Here is a 20085-nt window from a genome sequence, read left to right as displayed (position 1 = left end):
TCGGGTGGATGAAAGATTACAGCCCAAGATCGCCCTGCGGCGACAGGCTGTCCAGTCTTGCCCCACGATCACCGTCGGCGAAAGACAGAACGACGCGATCCGCGATGGGACGGGCCTCCGCACTCGTGACGGGCTGCCCGTTCACATCCTGCACCAGGACATAACCCCGGCTGAGGATGGCACGGGGAGAGACGGCCTCAAGATGGCTGCCCAGTCCCTGAAGCCGGGCCTGCTGAAGACGGATGGCGCTTCTGAGAATATCAGGCGACAGGCGCTGGCGTTCCGTTCGGAGCTGGAAGGTCTGGAGCGCGCGCTGCCAGGCCGTATCCAGTTCACCAGAAACCACACGCAGGGCGGCCCGGCGGCGCTCGATTAGCAGTTCCGGGCTAGGCAGATGAGTCGTGGGGGCCGTCAGGCGGGTACGGGCGCGGCTGACAAGAAGCTCGGGCGCAGGCAGACGCAAAGCCTGCAACCCCGCGCGACTGCGCCCGATCAGAAGTTCCGGCGATGGCAGGTGCATCCCCGGTGCATCCAGCCGGTTGCGCACCCGCATAACAAAGGACGGAAGCGCCAGATCGAGACGCTGGCCCCGATCGTCCAGGCGCATCCGGGCGGAATCCAGCAGGCCGGGCAGATCGGGCAGACGGGCGGCGGCCTGATCCAGTCGCGCGCGGGCTGTCTGGATGATACGGGTAAGCGCACCCGTCAGCCGCGCATTGCGATGCGCCATATCCGCGACCATCTCCGAGCGCAAAGGCACGGCCATTTCGGCGGCAGCGGTCGGCGTGGGCGCCCGGCGGTCCGAGACGAGATCGATCAGTGTGGTGTCGGTTTCATGGCCGACAGCGGAAATGATCGGCACCGGGCAGTTCGCCACGGCACGCAGGACGCGCTCGTCATTGAACGCCATCAGGTCTTCAAGCGAGCCACCGCCACGCGCGACGATCAGCACATCCGGTGTGCGCGGACGGCGGACGGACATGCCTTCAATGGCCGCTGCGATCTGGGCGGCCGCGCCTTCACCCTGAACCGGAACCGGCCAAAGCAGCACATCCCGCGGGAAGCGACGACTAATTGTCGTGATGATATCGTGCAACACTGCGCCGGAGCGTGACGTGATGACACCCACGAGAGACGGCAGGAACGGAATGGCTTTTTTGCGCTCGGGATCGAACAGGCCCTCTTCAAGCAGCTTGCGACGCAGGCGCTCGATATTGGCAAGAAGCGCCCCCTCGCCCGCGAACTCCATGCGGTCGATGACAAGCTGATAGCTGGAACGCTCGCCGTAGGCCGAGACGCGGCCGGTTGCGATCACCTCGTTGCCGTTCTCAGGCGCCATGCCAAGGCGCGAAACACTCCCGCGCCAGATCACACCGGCGATCTTGCCGCCCTCATCCTTGAGCGACAGATAGACATGCCCGGAGGGATAGCGCTTGAGTTCCGTGACCTCACCGCGCACGCGCACGCGGCCGAATCCGCTCTCCAGCGTGCGTTTGATCGCCCCGGAAATCTCGGAAACCGAATATTGCGGAACATTCCCGCGGATCGATGCGCCATCACTCTCCATCATGGCGTCAGTCTATGCTACGCACGCCGTCAAACGAAGCCCACGATTGCATAATAAAGGATAAGCGGAATGCGCGTTTTGCTGGTCGGGTCCGGAGGGCGTGAACATGCCCTGGCTACATGTCTTGCGCGCTCACCGGGTCTGACCGCCCTTTATGCGGCACCGGGCAATCCCGGCATGGCATCGGTCGCAACGCTCGTTCCGCTGAAGGCGGATGACGTCGCGGGGCTGGTGCGTTTCGCGCAGGAGCAGAAGATCGACCTGATCGTGCCCGGTCCGGAAGCACCGCTTGTGGCCGGTCTGGCAGATGCCTGCGCCGAAGCGGGCATTCCGTGCGCCGGTCCGACGAAGGCGGCGGCCCTGCTGGAAGGCAGCAAGGCGTTCACGAAAGACGTGGCTGACGCGGCCGGTATCCCGACGGCGCGCTGGGAGCGCTTTGAAGAGGAAGCTCCGGCCATTGAGTTCGTACGTCGTCGTGGCGCTCCGATCGTCATCAAGGCCGACGGCCTGGCTGGCGGCAAGGGCGTGGTTGTCGCCCAGAGCGTTGAAGAGGCCGAGAACGCCATCCGTCAACTCGGCATGCCACTTGTGATCGAGGAATGTCTGGTGGGCGAGGAAGTCTCGCTCTTCGCTTTCTGCTCGGACGACAAGGCCGTGCTCATCGGTGCGGCCCGCGATCACAAGCGCCTTGGCGATGGCGATACCGGCCCAAATACCGGCGGCATGGGCGCGATTTCCCCTCCCCCCGCTTTCGATCGAGTCATGCAGGAAAAGGCGCTCGATAGCATGGTCCGCCCGATGCTGGCCGAGATGGTCCGACGCGGCACGCCGTTCCGTGGCGTGATCTTCGCCGGGTTGATGCTGACCAGCGAAGGACCGAAGCTGATCGAATACAATGTCCGCTTTGGTGATCCAGAAGCGCAGGCGCTGCTGATCCGTCTGAAATCGGACCTGCTGCCGATCCTCGCTGCACTGGCACAGGACAGTCTCGAACACGCAGCAGCAGAATTTTCCGACGAGCACTCGATCTCGCTGGTTCTGGCTGCGAACGGTTATCCGGATGCCCCGAAAAAGGGGGGCCGGATCAGCGGGATCGAACGCGCCGAGGCCGTTCCGGGCGTCTCGGTCTTCCATGCGGGTACGAGACTGGTCGATGGCGTTCTGGTCGCAAATGGCGGGCGCGTGCTGACGGTCTGCGCAAAAGCGGCGACACCAGAAGAGGCCCGGAAGCTGGCCTATGAAGGGGCATCCGCGATCCAGTGGGAAGATAAAATCTTTCGCAGCGATATCGGGTTGTAACAGAATAAAATTTAGCTAGATGACAGTAATTATCGCAGAAATCCGTGATGGCGTGCCTGTTCTCATCGGTGACATGGCCGTCTTCCATTTTGGCACCCCGGTTGACGATGGCATCGTCATGCCGCTCAGCAAGTCCATACCGAAAATCCAATCGGCCCAACAAAAGATCATGCGACTCAACAATGTCTTCGCAATCGGTGGGGCAGGAGATGCGGCAACTATCCAGAAGTTCTGTTATCAACTGCGGGAGAAAGCTGAAACTATTCGAAGATTGGAAGATCTGCGAAATTTTTTAGCTGACCGTCCTGTTGATTTCACAACCAATACAGACATCGCAGGTGTTTTTTCGGGCTCAGCAGACTATCCGGCAACAGCCTTCAAGATCGACCTCCGTCAAGGACTTTCTCTCAACGAGCGTTTCCAAACCGGAAAATCCTTCGTGTTGGGAGAAAAGGGCGCTCAAGCTGTCGTTGCCCGAAAGATGCGCCTTTGTGACAATCAGCTTCATCTTGATCCCGGCAATACAACCGAGACTGAAAACAGCCTGATAACCATCATGAATCATCTCATGCTGGATGAAAGAGGCACGCAGGCACCCCTCAATAACAATTATGGCCTCGCCTATAAATGTCTGTGGCATGACGGAAACGATTTTCGACCTATTCCCGGATGCTTCTCGATTTTTGGAGATCTCGCTCTTCAGCTATCGTCCAACGATGCCTCTGGTAAAATCCATTTGAATTATAATTGGCTTCCCGGGAGCCGTTCTTTCTTTTTCTATACCGATACGGGTCAAACCGTAGACATTACCGTTTTAGGTGAAGACCATCTGGGGCAGAAATGGGAAGTTCCTCCCTTGCTGGAGACGTCCATCCCTTTGGAGGAAGTCACATATTCCAAGGCGGATATCACCAGACCCATTGCTCCCCAAGTTTCGGGAACGACACCCAAAAGCATCCTATTATGTGTAGATGTACATATTCACAAAGCAGGGCAAACATCTATCACAGTCATACCTGTAGTATATTTCTGGTCTCTCATGAAATACGATGTGCCCGACATGAATAACTTCAATTATGATCCATACCTTGTTCCGGATGAGGCTATACAGAACCTAATTACCACCGCTATAAGCAAATATTTTCCATGCCACGATAATATATCAGGTTAATTTGCCATTTTTCGTCATTGCACCCACACATGTGAAAACAGCATATGGTTCAGGAGTGTCGAGTAATAGTTCCCCAGCCGTCTGGAGACGAAATCGACGGTACGCATCTGGATCATGGGGGCGCCGGGCATCTGCTGCATGACAGCGTGTCCTGCTTCCTGCCAGATCGGAGACGCTTTGGCCGGGTCTGTCTGGGAGCGGGCCTGATCGAACAGGGCCTGGACGTGCTGGTCACAGAAGCCCGTGTAGTTCGGTGAAACGGCCGAGTTCGGATGGTAATTGTCGCAGCCGAACAGGTCGTCGAGAAAGGTTGAGGCGGACGGATAATCCGCGAACCAGTAGGACAGCGCGATCTGGACGTGATTGGCGGTGTTCTGCTCGTAGGATTCCGCAAGCCCGGCCGTGATCGGGCGAAGCTGGGCGTTCAGCCCGGCGGATTGCAGGGCATTGCGCAGATAGGTACCCATCCCGAGTTCCATGGCCCGGTTGGGAACGACCAGCGTGACGGACGCACCATCCGCCCCGGCTTCATGGATCAGACGGCGCGCACCCTCCAGATCCTGCGGGCAGTCCAGCCCCAGATCGGCGCCCGGAATCCCATGCGGCACCATCTGGCATAAAGGCTCGGAAATCGCGCTGCCACCGAACAGGATTGTCATCGCATGGCGGTTGACGGCCATGCTGACCGCCCGGCGCACGCGGACATCCGTGAACGGCTTTTCATGCGTGTTCATCGCCAGATAATACAGGCCCAGAAGCGGCTCGATATGAACCTGGGACGTGTAATTCGCGCCCAGCTCTCCCAGCCGGTCGGCAGGCTTGGCATCCAGCATCCAGTCGTACCGCCCCTGTTCGACCGCTGTGACCTGCGCCTCGTCCGACAGCCCGAAATCATATTCGATGCGATCCACGAAACCGTCCGTCTGGGCCTGGGGGTTCCAGACGTGGAAGTACGGGTTGCGCTCCAGAACCATGCCGTGTCCCGGGTCGTACTGCGTGATGCGATACGGCCCGGTCCCAGGGACCGTTGTGCCGCCCATATCATGAACCGGGGTTGAGGCCGGCAGAATTACAGCGTGCGGGAATGCGAGCTTGTAGAGAAATTCGCCGTCCGGCTTCGTCAGATGGAAGACGATCTCGCCGGTTTCCGGATGCCCCTCAACGCCGGGCAGCGTACAGCGATCGGGCGCTTCCAGACATTCCTCAGCGCCTGCGATGCCGCCATAGAACGAGGCCGCGGTTGGGCTCCCCGCGCGATAAATCCGGCGGAATGAGGCCACCACGTCTTCGACACGAACGGGCGCGCCATCGGAAAAATGCAGCCCCGGGCGCAGATGCAGGCGCCATGTGAGACCATCGGGGCTGATGACCGGCATGGCATCGGCAAGGTCCGGCACGACCTCCAGCCCCGCTGTTCCCCGCGCCAGACGGAAAGTCAGCAGCGGGTCGTACATGTTGACGAACACCTGCATGTACTGGGTGCCGTAATTGATCTGCGGGTCCAGCGTCCCGCCGGGGCCATCCGCCGTCAGATGCAGCGTGCCGCCGCGGTGGGGACTGCCGAGCGTGATGCCGTTCCAGTCAGGCGGGATCTGCTCTCCGGCAAGTGCCTGAGAAGCGCCAAGCCCCAGAAACAGCCCCGCCGCGAGAAGCGCAGCCCCCCGCTTCATTCAGCGCTTCGCCAGTTCACGCAGACGCGCGATCAGAGCATCTGCGTTGCCATCAGCCGGAATGGTGCCGGCATAACGGGCGTTCGGGTCCATGATGACGATTTGCGGCGCTGGAACAAAATGGTCACCCTCCTTCTGGAGCGGCTCATGATATTCGGCCGTCATGGCCTTGATCATGTTCGGCGTGGCCGTGAACGGCATGACATGCGGTGCGACAGGCAGGACATATTCCTTGAGCGGGTCAGCCTCGTCGAACGGATTGAGCGAGACAGCCAGCGGCGAGACGCGGATACCCTCGGCCCGGAGTGTGACCAGCGCCTGTTCCATGCTCTTCAGCACGGGCTTGCACTTGTCCTCGGGGCAGTTGGCATCGAAGAACCAGACCAGCATCCAGGTGTTGTGGAAATCGCCTTCGGTGACGGTGCTCTCGCCCAGCGAGTCCAGCCGGAAGCTGCCGCCGACCTCATTGCCATTGGACTGGACCAGAAGGCCCGGACCACCATTGGACGCAAGATGGAAGCCGACATATCCCAGAACGGCCGCCACAGCGAGAACGCTCCAGATGATGCGATTGCCGACCCGCTTGCGGCGTTCGTGATTGGTCTGCATGACCTTCCTGTCTTTAATGTGCGTCAGCCCAGCTTGGGCCGATACCGGTTTCTACTTCAAGGGCCACGTCGAGTTTGGCGGCCCCTTCCATTTCCGTGCGAACGAAATCCGCCAGCGCCTTTGCATCCTGCTCCTCGACTTCGAAGAGCAGTTCATCGTGCACCTGAAGAACCATTTTCGCCTTCAGACCCGTCGCCGGCAGACGCCGCGCCAGATGGACCATGGCGCGCTTGATAATATCTGCTGCCCCACCCTGAAGCGGTGCATTGATGGCCTGACGCTCGGCATAGGCGCGGCGGGCACCGTTCTTCTCGGTGATGCCCGGCACATAGCAGCGGCGGCCGAACGGCGTCGTGACATAGCCGTGCTTTTTCGCCTCTTCCTTGGTCCGCTCCATATAGGCGCGGATGCCGGGATAGCGGGCGAAATAGGCATCGATATAGGACCGCGCCTCGCCCGGTGAAATCTGGAGCTGCTGCGCCAGACCGAAGGCCGAGATGCCGTAAATGATGCCGAAATTGATGGCCTTGGCCCGGCGACGGGTCAGCGGGTCCATGCCTTCAAGCGGAATGCCGAACACTTCGGACGCCGTGCGGGCATGAATGTCCTGCCCCAGACGGAACGCCTCAAGCAGCGGTTCGATCTTCGCAACATGGGCCAGAAGACGCAGTTCGATCTGACTGTAATCCGCGGACAGCAGAACACAGCCCGGTGCGGCCACGAAGGCCTTACGGATGCGCGCGCCTTCTTCCGTCCGGATGGGAATGTTCTGCAGGTTCGGCTCGTTCGAAGACAGCCGCCCCGTCGTGGTGATGGCCATCTGAAAGGACGTATGAACCCGCTGCGTGTCCTGATCCATCTGCTGGACCAGCGCATCGGCATAGGTAGATTTCAGCTTGGCCAACTGACGCCAGGCCAGGATTTTCTGCGGTAGTTCATGCCCCTGCTCGGCCAGGGATTCCAGCACCCCGGAATCCGTGCCCCAGCTTCCGCTCTTCGTCCGCTTGCCGCCGGGCAGACCCATTTCATCGAACAGGATTTCACCAAGCTGCTTGGGGGAGCCGACATTGAAGCTCCGCCCGACCTGCTCGTGGATTTCCTGCTCGATCGTCGCCATACGCTCAGCAAAATCAACGGACATGCGGCGCAGTTCGGTAGCGTCCACCTTGATGCCGACATCTTCCATATCCGTCAGGATCTGGATCAGCGGACGCTCGATTTCCTCATACAGCGCCAGCGCCTTCCGGATCCGCAACTGCGGACGCAGCACCTGCCACAAACGCAGCGTGACATCGGCATCTTCGGCGGCATAGGCGGTCGCGGTATCAATCGCCACTTGGGCGAACGGAATGCGCTTGCGCCCCGTCCCCGTCACGGAATCATAGGTGACGGGCGTGTGTCCCAGATGCAGTTCCGACAGCTCATCCATGCCCTGCCCGTGCTCACCGGCGGACTGGGCGTAGGAAATCAGCATCGTATCGTCGATGGGCGAGATTTCGGGAATGCCCGCGCCACGAAAGACGGTCAGGTCATATTTCGCGTTCTGGAACACCTTCAGGACGGACGCATCCTGCAACAGCGGCTTCAGACGCTCCAGCGCCTCGGCACGATCCAGCTGACGAACGAAAGCTTCCCCGGTCGAATCTTCTTCCAGCAGGTCGCGTATGGTTTCGTGCAGGAACGGCACATAACAGGCCTTCCCCGGCGCAACCGACAGCGACAGCCCGACCATATTGGCCTGCCGAGCATTGAGACTGTCCGTCTCGGTATCGACGGCCACCACGCCCGCGGCCCGCGCGTCCGCAATCCAGCGGTCCAGCGCGTCCATGTCCGTCACGGTCTCATACGGACCATAAGCCGCATCGGGGATCGTGACGGCCGCAGCCTCCTCCCGTGCAGCCGCCTTGTCCTCAGGCCGGACAATCTGGCGCGTGAACGGGCGCGGCTTTGCGGCCAGACCCAGCCCCATGCGCTGGATGGTGGAATGGAACCCCATTTCTTCCAGCCAGTCCCGCAGGGTCTCGCGAACAGGCTCGCGGCAGCCAAGGTCGCTGATCGGCTGCGGCATCGGCGCGTTATCGTCCAGCAGAACCAGTCTGCGGGACATGCGCGCGGCATCGGCATGCTCGATCAGATTGTCACGCCGCTTGGACGCCTTCATGCCCGGCGCGGCGGCGAGGATCTGCTCCAGCGTGCCGTACTCGTTTACGAGCTGCGCCGCACCTTTCGGACCAATGCCGGGCACACCGGGAACATTGTCCGTCGAATCCCCCATCAGAGCCTGTACGTCCACGACCTGATCGGGACGGACACCGAACTTGGCCTCGACCTCGGCCTCGCGGATCGGCTTCTGCTTCATTGGGTCCATCAGCTCGACGCCGGGACGCACGAGCTGCATCAGATCCTTGTCAGACGAAATGATGGTGCAGCAGCCGCCCGCTTCCACGGCCGCTTTGGCATAGGCCGCGAGAAGGTCATCCGCTTCCCATCCGGCAAGCTCGATCGACGGCACGTTAAAAGCCGCCGTAGCATCGCGGATCAGGCCGAACTGCGGGCGCAGGTCTTCCGGAGCTTCCGGCCGGTGTGCCTTGTACTGTGGATAGATCTCGTTGCGGAACGTCGTGCGGCCGGCATCGAAGATCACGGCCAGATGCGTTCCCACATGGTCCCGCAGCAGACGCGCCAGCATGTTCGTAAAGCCATAGACCGCATTGACCGGCACACCCTGGGGGCTGCTCATCGGCGGCAGGGCATGGAACGCGCGGAAGATGAAACCGGACCCGTCGATCAGTACCAGATGAGGCTTTTCCAGATCGGCTTTTCCCAGATCAGGTTTTTCTGGCGGCACGAATGTCTCCCTTCTCGCCCCGAAGGAGCGGACGTTCTAAAATCATCCGTGATGATAGGCTCATTCCCTTCCGTTTCAAACCGCCTCGGACGTCTTTCCTTCGGACTGCTCTGCCTGATGACCCCGCTGGCGCTACAGGGCTGCACGGCACCCCATATTCCGGACCTGCATCCGACAGCACAGGAAACGGCCCTCATCCCCCCGACACTCACACTCGACATGTCGGATGGCGCCCATATTCCCCTGCGACTGTATCCGGCCCTCACACCCAGCCCCCGCGGCATCATCCTGGCCCTGCACGGTTACGGCGACAGCCGGGATGCCTGGGAGTTCGCCTCACCGGTCTTCACGACCCAGGGCTTTATGCTCGTCGCGCCGGACATCCGGGGCTTTGGCGGAACTGCGGACCGGGGGGAATGGAGCAGCACGGCCAGACTGGTGCAGGACACCCGCGAACAGGTGCTCTGGCTGCACACCCGCTATCCCGGCACACCCATTCACGTCATGGGAGAAAGCATGGGGGGTGCCATAGCCCTGCTTCTGGCCGCGACAGACACGCCCCATATCAGCAGCACGATCCTGCTTGCCCCTGCGGCGCTCGATATCGGTCAGCCCTGGGAGAGCATTCTGGGCGGTCTTGATCTCCTGACCCCGCACTGGAAGCTCGACGGATCGGCCGTTCCCGGTCACCGGGTTGCAAGCGACAACCTCAAGGCCCTGCGGCGGATGTATTTCGATCCCCTCACCCTGCACAGTTCGACGATCCATCCGCTCTATGGCCTGACCCTTCTGATGCAGGCCGCCTACAAGGCCGCCCCCCGGGCCCGGACCCCGCTGCTCATTATTTTTGGTGGCCGTGACCAGTTCGTCCTGCCACCCTTCACGGCGCGTCTGCTGCGCAAACTGCCCCCCGACACGCGGATCGACGAACTGCCCGGCGCCCATCATCTTCTCAGCCGGGACCACCGGGGCGCGGCACAGGATGCCGTCTCGTGGCTGACAGACCCCAACCGCTTCCTGCCATCAGGCGGCGATATCGCTGCTGCCGCATGGCAGGCCACTGCCCAGACACAGACTTTTCCATGACCTTCTGCCAAGCGTATGTCCGGACGACAGAACTTTCAAAAAAGAGGGCTGGCAATCTGTCGCCGAAGCAGTTATCTGAGGGCGCATGGACCTGTAGCTCAGCTGGATAGAGCGTTGCCCTCCGAAGGCAAAGGTCACGCGTTCGAATCGCGTCAGGTCCACCACTCCCCAAAACCAGATACACTCTGCCTGATCAGCGTGGCTGTCCCGACCGAGATCAATCTCAGGCCGAGACTTCCTTTTCCTGTTTCAGACTATGCTCATGGTCCGGACATCGATCATCCCGAAATCCGTAATCTTGAGATGAGGAATCACGGGTAGCGGCAGGAAGGCCAGTTGCAGAAACGGCTCTTCCAGAACAACGCCCATCGTCTTCGCCGCCTTGCGCAGGATGATGAGATCATCGCGGACCTGCTCGTAAGGCGCATCGCTCATCAGGCCTGCCACCGGAAGACGCAGGTCTGCAAGGACCTGTCCATTCCGGACCGCCACGAAGCCGCCACCGGTTTTTTCCAGATGGTTCACCGCACAGGCCATGTCGGCGTCACTGGTTCCGACAACGCAGATATTATGACTGTCATGCCCGACGGACGACGCCAGCGCGCCTTCCTTCAGACCGAAACCCCGCACGAAACCGCGCCCGATGTTGTCGTTATGCCCATGCCGCGCCACGACGCAGACCTTGGCGACATCCTGTTCCAGATCCGGCAGAACGTGGCCATGGTCTTCAGGCAGGTCCAGCCGCAGGAATTCCGTGATGATCTGGCCCGGAATGACTCCCATGACAGGGCGGTCTTTCCCGCTGCCCTCAACCACCATGTCCTGCGCGATGACCGGACGCGGCAGTTTCACGCTCTCCAGCCCGACAGGCGATACGATCTCGCGGCCTGCGAACAGCGCATCATTCACCAGACGACCGGCGGAAATGACGTCCGACACCTGACAGCGCTCAAGATCATCGAGCAGAACGATATCCGCGCGCTTGCCCGGCGCGATCTGTCCACGATCCTTCAGGCCAAAAGCTGTGGCCGCAGACAGGGAGGCAGCCCGGTATGCGGCCAGAGGTTCGACACCCAGTTCGATGGCCCGGCGGATCAGGAAATCCAGATGGCCCTCATGGGCGATTTCAAGCGGATTGCGGTCATCAGTGCAGAACGCGAAGAACGGCGAAGTCGCGACGTTCAGCAGCGGCACCAGCGCTTCAAGATCCTTGCAGACCGATCCTTCCCGGATCAGGACCGTCATGCCCTTGCGGACTTTCTCCAGCGCTTCATCAGCAGCCGTGGCTTCGTGGTCGGTTGAAATACCGGCCGCCAGATAGCCGTTCAGGGCCTTGCCGCGCATGAGCGGTGCGTGACCGTCGATATGCCCGTCCGCAAAAGCAGCCAGCTTGTCCACGCAACCCGGATCACCATTCAGAACGCCCGGAATGTTCATGAACTCGGCCAGACCGATCACTTTCGGATGGTCCCGATACGCCACCAGATCATCCACGTTCAGAACCGCGCCCGATGTCTCCATGGACGTGGCTGGAACACAGCTCGACAGGTTGACGCGCAGATCCATGATGGTCCGCTCGGCGGCAGCCAGAAAGTAATCGAACGCCGCACGTCCCAGCACATTGGCCATTTCATGCGGATCACAGATGGCCGTTGTCACACCATGCGGCAGAACGCAGCGATCGAACTCGAACGGCGTGACGAGCGAAGATTCAACGTGCAGATGGGTGTCGATGAAGCCCGGCACGGCAATCCGGCCCGCGCCATCGATCATCCGGACGCCTTCGTATTCACCGTAAGTCCCGACAATCCGATCGCCGCAGATGGCGATATCGGTCGGGATAAGATCGCCCGTGACCAGATCGAACAGCCGGACATTGCGGATGACCAGATCGGCGGGTTCGTGGCCCTGACCCTGGGCCACGCGACGCATGATGGTTTTCTGCATGCCTGAAATCCTCCGTACGTCAGCAGTGCATGCTTATACCGCACGAAGGGTGAGCAACTCAAAGCGGCATGTTGTCGATCAGCCGGACCTCCCCGGCCCGCACGGCCAGAAGCGCCAGAGCGTTATCGGAACAAGGCTGTTCGCGGCGGAACGTGTCTGCGTTCACAACCGTCGCATAGTCGATATCCGGAAGTCCGGCTTCGGTCAGGACCGCGCGCATGGCATTTTCCAAAACGTCCACATCCCGCTCGCCATTACGGAACAGCCGCGTGGCTTCCTGCAAAGCCCGAAACAGGGCCGGAGCTTTCTGACGGTTTTCGGCTGTCAGGCGCACATTACGGCTGGAACGCGCAAGCCCATCCGCTTCACGCGCAATATCGCAGACCACGATTTCAACCGGAATATCCAGATCCGCCACGAAGCGGCGCACAACCGCGCATTGCTGGGCATCTTTCTGCCCGAAATAAGCCCGCTGCGGCTGGACGATGTTGAACAGTTTGGTGACCACCGTCGCCACACCGGAGAAATGTCCGGGACGGGACTGGCCTTCGAGTTCTTCTGCTACACCGCCGACTTCAATCCGGGTGACAGAACCCGGTGGATAGAGCATATCGGGCGTTGGCAGAAACACCAGATCGGCCCCGGCCTCTTTCAGAAGCGCCAGATCTCGCTCGGGATCGCGCGGATAGGACGCATAGTCCTCATTCGGGCCGAACTGTGTGGGATTAACGAAAATACTGACCGCCACCGCGCCGTTTTCCGCCTTAGCCCGCCGGACCAGCCCGAGATGGCCTTCATGCAGAAACCCCATGGTCGGAACGAAACCGAGGGTCGGATAAGCCGTCCGCGCTGCCCGAAATGCCCCGATTGTCTCAAAAACCTGCATGCCATGTTCCTTTCCCGCCAGAACTGCGGGCGCGGAGCCTGACAAATCCTGCTTCACATGGCAATCAGGCGCTTATGAATGCTGCGCCCCCTCCCCCATCCATCGCCATTATAGGAGCCGGTCCCGCCGGACTGTTCGCGGCAGAAATCCTGTCCGCGCGGGGATGCAGGGTGAGGGTTTTCGACCGGATGCCAAGCGTGGGACGCAAGCTGCTGATGGCAGGACGCAGCGGGCTGAACCTGACCCATTCGGAGCCGCTGGACCGTTTTCTGAGCCGCTATGGCAAAGCACGGAACTGGCTCGAACCCGCCATCCGCGCGTTTCCGCCATCCGCTTTAACAGAATGGGCCGAGGGACTTGGACAGGCCTGCTTTTCCGGCTCCTCAGGGCGTGTCTTCCCTACGGCCATGAAAGCCTCTCCCCTGTTGCGCGCCTGGCTCCGCCGACTGGCCGAACAGGGCGTCCAGATCCACACCCGGCATCGTTTTGTCGGCTGGGACGGCGCAACTTTGCGCTTCGACACGGCGGACGGTCAGACATCCGTCAGAGCCGATGCGACCGTTCTCACAATGGGGGGCGCAAGCTGGTCCCGGCTGGGATCGGACGGCCGCTGGGCGGATTTCATGACGGATGAGACAGCGCCTTTCGCCCCCGCGAATTGTGGTTTCCTGCCCGACTGGGCCGCAGATTTTGCGGCAAGGCACGAAGGCAGCGTGCTTCATTCCGTTGGCTTGACCTTCGGCACGCGGCAGACCCGTGGCGACCTGACCCTCACATCGCGCGGGCTGGAAGGCTCGGCACTCTACGCGCTTTCAGCAGATCTGCGGGAAAGCATCCTGAATGAAGGACGCGCAGTCCTTACGCTCGACCTCCGCCCCACGCTTTCAGTCGATGACGTCCTGAAACGCCTGTTGGCCCAGCGGGAACGCGAGAGCCAGAGCAACCGGCTTCGCAAGGCCCTGTCGCTGGATGCCCCCTCCCGTGACCTTCTGAAATCCGCCACCCCGAAAGACGTCACGCCTCTTCAGCTTGCCCAGACAATCAAGGCCCTTCCCCTGCCACTGATCGGTATGGACGCGCTTGATCGCGCCATCTCCACAGCCGGCGGCATACGGCAGGATGCCGTGGACGAGCGGTTCATGCTGAAATCCCGCCCCGGGGTTTTCGTGGCAGGTGAAATGCTGGACTGGGAGGCACCGACGGGCGGTTATCTGCTTCAGGGCTGTTTTTCCACGGCCTATGCCGCAGCAAATGGCGTCCTTGGGTGGCTAGAATCGTCCAATTCCGCTATCGCCTGACGCCATGACATCCATCATTCTCGGACAGGGCCGCGACGGCTCCGACACCTGCATTGATCTGCCGGAACTCCTGGCCACGCGCCTGCTGGTCCAGGGCAATTCCGGCTCGGGAAAATCGCATCTTCTGCGACGCCTGCTGGAGCAGACGGCCACCCTTGTCCAGCAGGTCATGATCGATCCGGAAGGCGATTTCGTCACCCTGGCCGACCATTACGGCCATCTGGTGATCGACGTTGAAGACCAGTCCGAAGCCAGCCTGCGCGCGGCGGGCGAACGCGTGCGCGCCCATCGCGCGTCTGTGGTGCTGAATCTTGAGCAGGTCGAAGCGGAAATGCAGCTTCGGGCAGCCGGCGCTTTCCTCAACGGCATGTTCGAGGCCCCGCGCGCGCACTGGTATCCCGTTCTCGTCGTGGTCGATGAAGCCCAGCTCTTCGCGCCTGTCGCGGGCGGCGACACGTCCGATGAAGCCCGGCGGCTGTCGCTCGGAGCCATGACGAACCTCATGTGCCGTGGCCGAAAGCGCGGTCTGGCCGGTGTCATCGCAACGCAGCGTCTTGCCAAGCTGGCCAAGAACGTCGCGGCCGAGGCCTCCAACTTCCTCATGGGCCGGACCTTCCTTGATATCGACATGGCGCGTGCGGCCGATCTTCTGGGCATGGAGCGCCGGGCGGCGGAGTCCTTCCGGGATCTGGCGCGCGGTCAGTTCATGGCGCTCGGGCCGGCCCTGAGCCGCCGTCCGAAGCTGGTGACCATCGGCCCTGTGACGACCGCGAGCCACGCCACGGGGCCGGTTCTTCTGCCGCTTGAGCCTGTCTCAGCCGAAGACCTGCGGGACATCATTCTCGAGCCGGTCCACGAGTTTACACCCCGTCCCCGCCGGGAATCCCGTCCGCCCCCGCCGGACCTGCTGGCACAGCTCGATGCTTATGGCGCCGAACGCGAGGCCGAAGAACCCGCTCCGGCAGCCGTCGTCGTCGAAGCCGATCCTGACCAGCTCTGGTCGCTGGTGGCCGAGGTCGTGGCCGGGGAAGGTTCGGACTACAAACCGCTGGCCACCCTGTATCAGGACTTCCAGCTCCGGGCGAGGATTCAGGGCCTGTCGCGCAATGTGCTGGAACTGGGACCGTTCCACCGGATGCTGGCCACCATCCGCGCCGGGCTGGACCGCGAGCGTTCCGAAAGCGAGGACTGGAAACAGGCCCAGGCTATCGCTGCGACCCTGCCCGAAGATGTGCAGGGCGTCTTCCTGCTCCTCGCCCGCACCGCACTCGACGGCGAAACCTGCCCGGGTGACGAAGCTCTGGCTCGCGCCTATGGAACACACTCGCTTGGCCGCGCCCGGCGGCAGCTGAACTATCTGGAAGAGCGCGAGGTTATCGTCCTTCAGGAGACGCCGCTGGGCCGTCGCGTCGCCATCGTCGGGCTGGGATGGCAGACGGTCTGACGGCTGTCACAGTTCTGCAACGGTACGTTCACAGGAGCTTCACACGCAGTTCTTTCAGGAAAGATTAGGGTCCGCCGCGTTCGATCTCTTCTCCATCCGGAAAGACTTTCAATGCCGCGCAACCTGCTGCGTTCCCGCCTGCTCCTGACCGTTTTCTGCTCGCCATTTGCGCTGGCTGCAGCCCTTCCCCATCCTGTCGAGGCAGCAACGACAGGAACGAAAAAAAACACGACCGCCAGACATGACACCAAACACAAGGCCAAGGTTGACGCCGTGGCCGGCGGTACGGAACAGCTCGTCATCACCGCACGCCGCACGCGCTCCGAACAGGGGCTGAGCCACGTCCAGATCCAGCGTATCCTTCCGGGCGTGAACCCGATCAAGGCGCTGGAAATGCTGCCGGGCGTCGTGTTCAACAACGCCGATCCGTGGGGCAATAACGAGCAGAACTCCTCGCTCTACGTTCACGGCTTCAACCAGAACCAGCTCGGCTACACGCTCGACGGCATTCCGCTGGGCGATCAGGCCTATGGCAACTATGACGGCCTGTCCCCGCAGCGCGCGGCAATCAGCGAGAACATCGGCTCGGCGTCGGTCTCCTCGGGTGCCGGTGCGCTCGGCACGGCATCCACATCCAACCTCGGTGGTACGCTCCAGTTCACGACGCAGGACCCGCTGAAGAAGCGCGGCGCGCAGATTGAACAGGTATTCGGAAGCTGGTCCACGTTCCGCACCTTCGCACGCCTCGATACGGGTGAGTTCGGCAATGGCAACTCGGCCTATGTCTCCTTCGCGCGTCAGGACGCCCGCGCCTGGGACTTCGCCGGCCATCAGGGCGGCTATCAGGTCAATGCGAAGTTCGTGCACAACAGCGAACACGATCATTTCTCGACGTTCTTTGACTGGTCCCAAAAGGTCGAGCCGAACGAGGACAGCATCACGCTGCCGAACGGTTATGGCACCTATGTGCGTCCGTTCACCTATCCGAATTTTGCGTATGCCAAGTCGTACATCAACTCCGCAGCCTACACGAATGCCGGTCTGAACTACCGGAACTACTATTCAGCCGCACAGCGTGAAGATTTTCTTGCCTATGCAAAGTGGACGCATGATTTCAGCGAAAACCTGCACTGGGACAACAGCATCTATTATCACCATGATCTGGGTGAAGGCGTCGTAGCCGGTCCGATCTCGGCCGCCGGTCTGCCGACGCTGTTCGCCGCCTATTTCCCGGGTCAGGATCTGAACACCGTTTTCGGCGGTTCGGGCTATGCCACGCGAACGACCGAATACTGGGACAACCGCGGTGGCCTGATGTCCACGCTGCGCTACCATCTCGGCAAGCACTCGATCGAGCTTGGCGGCTGGTATGAGCGCAACAACAACACGCAGGCCCGTCGCTGGTATCCGCTGGACGCCAGCAACCCGACCACCCCTTACGAGCGCCAGCAGAACGCCCTGATCGACCAGTACACCAACAATTTCTACACCAACACGTTCGTCACGCATCTGCAGGACAACTGGCAGATCTCGAAGACTTTCTCCCTGATGGCGGGCTTCAAGTCCGAGCTGGTCTATACGAACGGCACCCTGCCGGTCGCCGCCAAGGCGGGTTCGCTCTCCCCGTCCTATGCCGTGACGGCACCGGGTGGCGAGATCGATGCCGCCAAGCCGTTCCTGCCCGCCTTCGGCGCGGTCTGGGACATCACGAAGCACGAACAGTGGTTCGCCAACATCCAGGAAAACATGCGCTCCTATCAGGACGCAGGTTACGGCAATGCCACGCCCTGGGGCGCCACCAGCCAGGCCGCCTTTGAAGAATTCAAGAAGAACGGCAAGCCCGAAACCTCATGGACGTATGAGACCGGTCTGCGTGAACACCGCCAGATCCATCTCGGTCCGCTGACGGCGATCGAAGGTCAGGTCGAGTACTATCACGTCCACTTCTCGAACCGTCTTCTGGCCGTGGCGACGACGCAAACCCTGTCGTCCATCATCGGTTCGGCCACCACGCTGGCAAACGTGGGCTCGGTCACGACGGATGGCATGGACTTCTCCTTCACCACCCATTTCGGCCCGCATTTCTCGCTGTATAACGCGCTGTCCTACAACAAGTCCGTTTACAACGATAACTACAGCACGGGCTCGAGCATCATCCATACTGCTGGTAAGAACGTCGTCGGCATGCCGGACTGGTCCGAGAAGTTCGTCTTCACCACCAACTGGGGCAACGCCTATGGCCAGTTCACCGGTGACGTCATTGGCAAGCGTTATGCGACCTATACCAACGACATGTGGGCCGCACCTTATGCGCAGTTCAACCTGAACGCGGGCTACACTTTCCACAACATCCCGCATCTGGCGTCGCTGAAGGTCCAGGGCAACATTACCAACCTGACAAACACCAAGGGATGGTCCACGATCAACGCGACCCAGACTTCGGGTCAGTTCTCGGCCTATCCCATCGCGCCGCGCATGTTCTTCCTGAGCATCAGCGCCGCCCTGTAAGGAGTTCCGTCATGCTGTCACGCCGCCGCGCACTGGGCCTGCTGGCTGCCGGAGTTCCCGCTCTCTACCTGCGGGCAAAGGCGGCCCCCTCACTGGCGCCGAAGCCCCTCGTGTTCGCCCATCGCGGGGCCTCGGCCCTGCGTCCGGAGCACACGCTGGCCTCTTATGCCCGCGCCATGATGGATGGTGCAGATTTCATCGAGCCTGATCTCGTCATGACAAGGGACGGCCATCTGGTCGTCCGCCATGAGAGCAACATTGCCGGCACAACGGACGTGGCGGACCATCCGGAATTCGCCTCCCGTCATCGCACGTTGAAGATCGACGGAAAGAACGAGACCGGCTGGTTCACCACGGACTTCACACTGGCCGAACTCAAGACCCTCCGCGCCCGCGAGCGCCTTTCCACGATCCGGGTGCACAACACCCGCTATGACGACCATTTCGAGATCCCGACCTTCGAGGAAGTCATCGAGCAGGTCGCTGCCCAGTCGGCTGCGACGGGCAAGGTCTTTGGGCTGGTGCCGGAAATCAAGCATTCCACCCATTTCAACAGCCTCGGCCTGAACCCCGAAGCCGCGTTCCTGCGGACCATCGCCGCCCACGACTACACCCGGCAGGCCCCGCTGGAGCTCCAGTCCTTTGAAACCGGCAATCTGGGCCGCATCCGGGCGGACGTTCTGTCCATCAACCCGCAGGCGCGTCTGATGCTGCTCATGGGCGAGCGCAAGGACGTCCCGCCGGATCTTCTGGCAGCCGGCAAGACCACGACGTTCGGAGATCTCATGACGCCGGAAGGCCTCAAGGAAGTCCGCCGCTATGCCGACGTGATCGGTCCCTCCAACACGGACCTGATCCCGCGTGACAGCAAGGGTGCGTGGCTTGAGCCCTCCACGCTTGTAACGGATGCCCATAAGGCCGGACTGCTGGTTCATTCCTATACGGCACGGCCGGAAAACCACTTCCTCCCGGCCCAGCTTCGCAGCGATGCCGGAGACGCCGCCCGCAACCCCAAGGGCATGATCACGGAAGTCCGCCGCTATCTGGATATGGGGATCGACGGCTTCTTCACGGATGATCCCGCACTGGGACGCATTGCCGTGAAGGGCATAATCTGAAGGCCGCTGCCACAAAAAAGGAGGCCTCCCTGACCGGGAGAGCCTCCTTTTTTGTGACCTGACAGAAATCTCAGGCGATCTTGAAATGCTTGATGATCGCCTTGTTGAAAGCCGGAATATCATCCGGGCAGCGTGAGAAGACATAAGGTCCGTCAACAACGACCTCATTATCCACCCAGGTCGCGCCAGCGTTTTCCAGATCAGTTCGGATGGCCGGCCAGGACGTGACAGTCCGACCTTTGAGTTCATTCACTTCAATCAGCGTCTGCGCGCCGTGGCAGATGGCAGCAATCGGCTTGTTCGCCTTTACGAAAGCACGGGCGAATGCCACGACATCCTTGTTCATCCGCAACGCATCCGGAGAGGCCAGACCGCCCGGAAGCAGCAGCGCGTCATAATCCTCGGCCTTTGCATCGGCAATCGCCAGATCGGCGCGGATTTTGTTGGACGGATAGATGTCCTTGTTCACGGCCTGGAATTCCCCTGCCTTGAGGGAAATGACCGTGACGGTCGCACCGGCTTTTTCCAGCGCTTCCTGCGGACCCGTCAGTTCGATTTCTTCGAGGCCGTCAGTGGCCAGTGCAGCGACTTTTACCATGGTTCCGGTCCTTTCAGAGAATGCGGGCGACGGCAG

Annotated in this window: 14 protein-coding genes and 1 tRNA gene; 8 read left to right on the top strand and 7 right to left on the bottom strand. The window is 61.2% G+C overall.

The window, feature by feature from the left end; translation table 11 throughout:
• Positions 1–16 precede the first annotated feature (16 nt).
• Complete coding sequence (gene xseA, locus HKD27_RS01145; protein WP_194688207.1) at positions 17–1570, bottom strand: exodeoxyribonuclease VII large subunit; 1554 nt, start codon at positions 1568–1570, stop codon at positions 17–19.
• A 66-nt stretch (positions 1571–1636) separates the two neighbouring features.
• On the opposite strand from xseA, the gene purD reads away from it, so the two are divergent.
• Positions 1637–2866: a phosphoribosylamine--glycine ligase gene (gene purD / locus HKD27_RS01140; protein ID WP_194688208.1), complete on the top strand. Its 1230-nt coding sequence runs from the start codon at positions 1637–1639 to the stop codon at positions 2864–2866.
• 19 nt (positions 2867–2885) lie between these two features.
• Positions 2886–4037, top strand: coding sequence for a hypothetical protein (locus tag HKD27_RS01135; protein WP_194688209.1), 1152 nt, complete (start codon positions 2886–2888; stop codon positions 4035–4037).
• Between the two features lie 14 nt (positions 4038–4051).
• Here HKD27_RS01135 and HKD27_RS01130 read toward each other — a convergent pair whose 3' ends face one another.
• From HKD27_RS01130 to polA, 3 genes are read right to left on the bottom strand one after another with little or no spacing between them, the layout of a single operon-like run.
• Positions 4052–5707, bottom strand: a complete 1656-nt coding sequence (locus HKD27_RS01130; protein WP_194688210.1) for an ABC transporter substrate-binding protein — start codon at positions 5705–5707, stop codon at positions 4052–4054.
• On the bottom strand, positions 5708–6316 hold the full coding sequence (locus HKD27_RS01125) for an SCO family protein (protein WP_194688211.1): 609 nt from the start codon (positions 6314–6316) through the stop codon (positions 5708–5710). It abuts the gene before it with no gap.
• A 13-nt stretch (positions 6317–6329) separates the two neighbouring features.
• Positions 6330–9164 (bottom strand): DNA polymerase I, encoded by a 2835-nt coding sequence (gene polA, locus HKD27_RS01120; protein ID WP_370544212.1) that lies wholly within the window; start codon positions 9162–9164, stop codon positions 6330–6332.
• 117 nt (positions 9165–9281) lie between these two features.
• On the opposite strand from polA, the gene HKD27_RS01115 reads away from it, so the two are divergent.
• Both HKD27_RS01115 and HKD27_RS01110 read left to right on the top strand, forming a co-directional pair.
• On the top strand, positions 9282–10250 hold the full coding sequence (locus HKD27_RS01115) for an alpha/beta hydrolase (RefSeq protein ID WP_228518249.1): 969 nt from the start codon (positions 9282–9284) through the stop codon (positions 10248–10250).
• Positions 10251–10337: 87 nt separating this feature from the next.
• Positions 10338–10414: transfer RNA gene (locus tag HKD27_RS01110), tRNA-Arg, on the top strand.
• 85 nt (positions 10415–10499) lie between these two features.
• Here HKD27_RS01110 and ade read toward each other — a convergent pair.
• Both ade and panC read right to left on the bottom strand, forming a co-directional pair.
• Positions 10500–12197, bottom strand: a complete 1698-nt coding sequence (gene ade, locus HKD27_RS01105; protein ID WP_194688212.1) for an adenine deaminase — start codon at positions 12195–12197, stop codon at positions 10500–10502.
• Between the two features lie 58 nt (positions 12198–12255).
• Entirely contained in the window at positions 12256–13083 is an 828-nt protein-coding gene (gene panC / locus HKD27_RS01100) for a pantoate--beta-alanine ligase (protein WP_194688213.1), read from the bottom strand.
• Between the two features lie 74 nt (positions 13084–13157).
• Here panC and HKD27_RS01095 point away from each other — a divergent pair, with 74 nt between their 5' ends.
• From HKD27_RS01095 to HKD27_RS01080, 4 genes are all read left to right on the top strand, one after another.
• Entirely contained in the window at positions 13158–14381 is a 1224-nt protein-coding gene (locus HKD27_RS01095) for a TIGR03862 family flavoprotein (RefSeq protein ID WP_194688214.1), read from the top strand.
• A gap of 4 nt (positions 14382–14385) precedes the next feature.
• Positions 14386–15825: an ATP-binding protein gene (locus HKD27_RS01090; RefSeq protein WP_194688215.1), complete on the top strand. Its 1440-nt coding sequence runs from the start codon at positions 14386–14388 to the stop codon at positions 15823–15825.
• A 111-nt stretch (positions 15826–15936) separates the two neighbouring features.
• Entirely contained in the window at positions 15937–18333 is a 2397-nt protein-coding gene (locus tag HKD27_RS01085; protein WP_194688216.1) for a TonB-dependent receptor, read from the top strand.
• An 11-nt stretch (positions 18334–18344) separates the two neighbouring features.
• Positions 18345–19451: a glycerophosphodiester phosphodiesterase gene (locus HKD27_RS01080; RefSeq protein WP_194688217.1), complete on the top strand. Its 1107-nt coding sequence runs from the start codon at positions 18345–18347 to the stop codon at positions 19449–19451.
• 70 nt (positions 19452–19521) lie between these two features.
• Here the strand turns inward: HKD27_RS01080 and HKD27_RS01075 are convergent, their stop codons facing one another.
• Positions 19522–20049: a type 1 glutamine amidotransferase domain-containing protein gene (locus HKD27_RS01075; RefSeq protein ID WP_172492904.1), complete on the bottom strand. Its 528-nt coding sequence runs from the start codon at positions 20047–20049 to the stop codon at positions 19522–19524.
• Positions 20050–20085: the final 36 nt, after the last annotated feature.

Origin of the sequence: Gluconobacter sp. R75690, from assembly GCF_015244525.1 — a bacterium.
GTDB classification, from domain to species: domain Bacteria; phylum Pseudomonadota; class Alphaproteobacteria; order Acetobacterales; family Acetobacteraceae; genus Gluconobacter; species Gluconobacter potus.
This window is presented reverse-complemented; position numbering and strand designations above follow the sequence as displayed.

Excerpts from the sequence above, each read along its gene's own strand:
- purD (WP_194688208.1), top strand. The coding sequence starts at position 1,637 with ATGCGCGTTTTGCTGGTCGGGTCCGGAGGGCGTGAACATGCCCTGGCT.
- HKD27_RS01080 (WP_194688217.1), top strand. The coding sequence starts at position 18,345 with ATGCTGTCACGCCGCCGCGCACTGGGCCTGCTGGCTGCCGGAGTTCCC.
- HKD27_RS01130 (WP_194688210.1), bottom strand. The coding sequence starts at position 5,707 with ATGAAGCGGGGGGCTGCGCTTCTCGCGGCGGGGCTGTTTCTGGGGCTT.
- HKD27_RS01125 (WP_194688211.1), bottom strand. The coding sequence starts at position 6,316 with ATGCAGACCAATCACGAACGCCGCAAGCGGGTCGGCAATCGCATCATC.
- xseA (WP_194688207.1), bottom strand. The coding sequence starts at position 1,570 with ATGATGGAGAGTGATGGCGCATCGATCCGCGGGAATGTTCCGCAATAT.
- panC (WP_194688213.1), bottom strand. The coding sequence starts at position 13,083 with ATGCAGGTTTTTGAGACAATCGGGGCATTTCGGGCAGCGCGGACGGCT.
- HKD27_RS01115 (WP_228518249.1), top strand. The coding sequence starts at position 9,282 with ATGACCCCGCTGGCGCTACAGGGCTGCACGGCACCCCATATTCCGGAC.
- HKD27_RS01135 (WP_194688209.1), top strand. The coding sequence starts at position 2,886 with ATGACAGTAATTATCGCAGAAATCCGTGATGGCGTGCCTGTTCTCATC.
- ade (WP_194688212.1), bottom strand. The coding sequence starts at position 12,197 with ATGCAGAAAACCATCATGCGTCGCGTGGCCCAGGGTCAGGGCCACGAA.
- HKD27_RS01090 (WP_194688215.1), top strand. The coding sequence starts at position 14,386 with ATGACATCCATCATTCTCGGACAGGGCCGCGACGGCTCCGACACCTGC.
- HKD27_RS01075 (WP_172492904.1), bottom strand. The coding sequence starts at position 20,049 with ATGGTAAAAGTCGCTGCACTGGCCACTGACGGCCTCGAAGAAATCGAA.
- HKD27_RS01085 (WP_194688216.1), top strand. The coding sequence starts at position 15,937 with ATGCCGCGCAACCTGCTGCGTTCCCGCCTGCTCCTGACCGTTTTCTGC.
- HKD27_RS01095 (WP_194688214.1), top strand. The coding sequence starts at position 13,158 with ATGAATGCTGCGCCCCCTCCCCCATCCATCGCCATTATAGGAGCCGGT.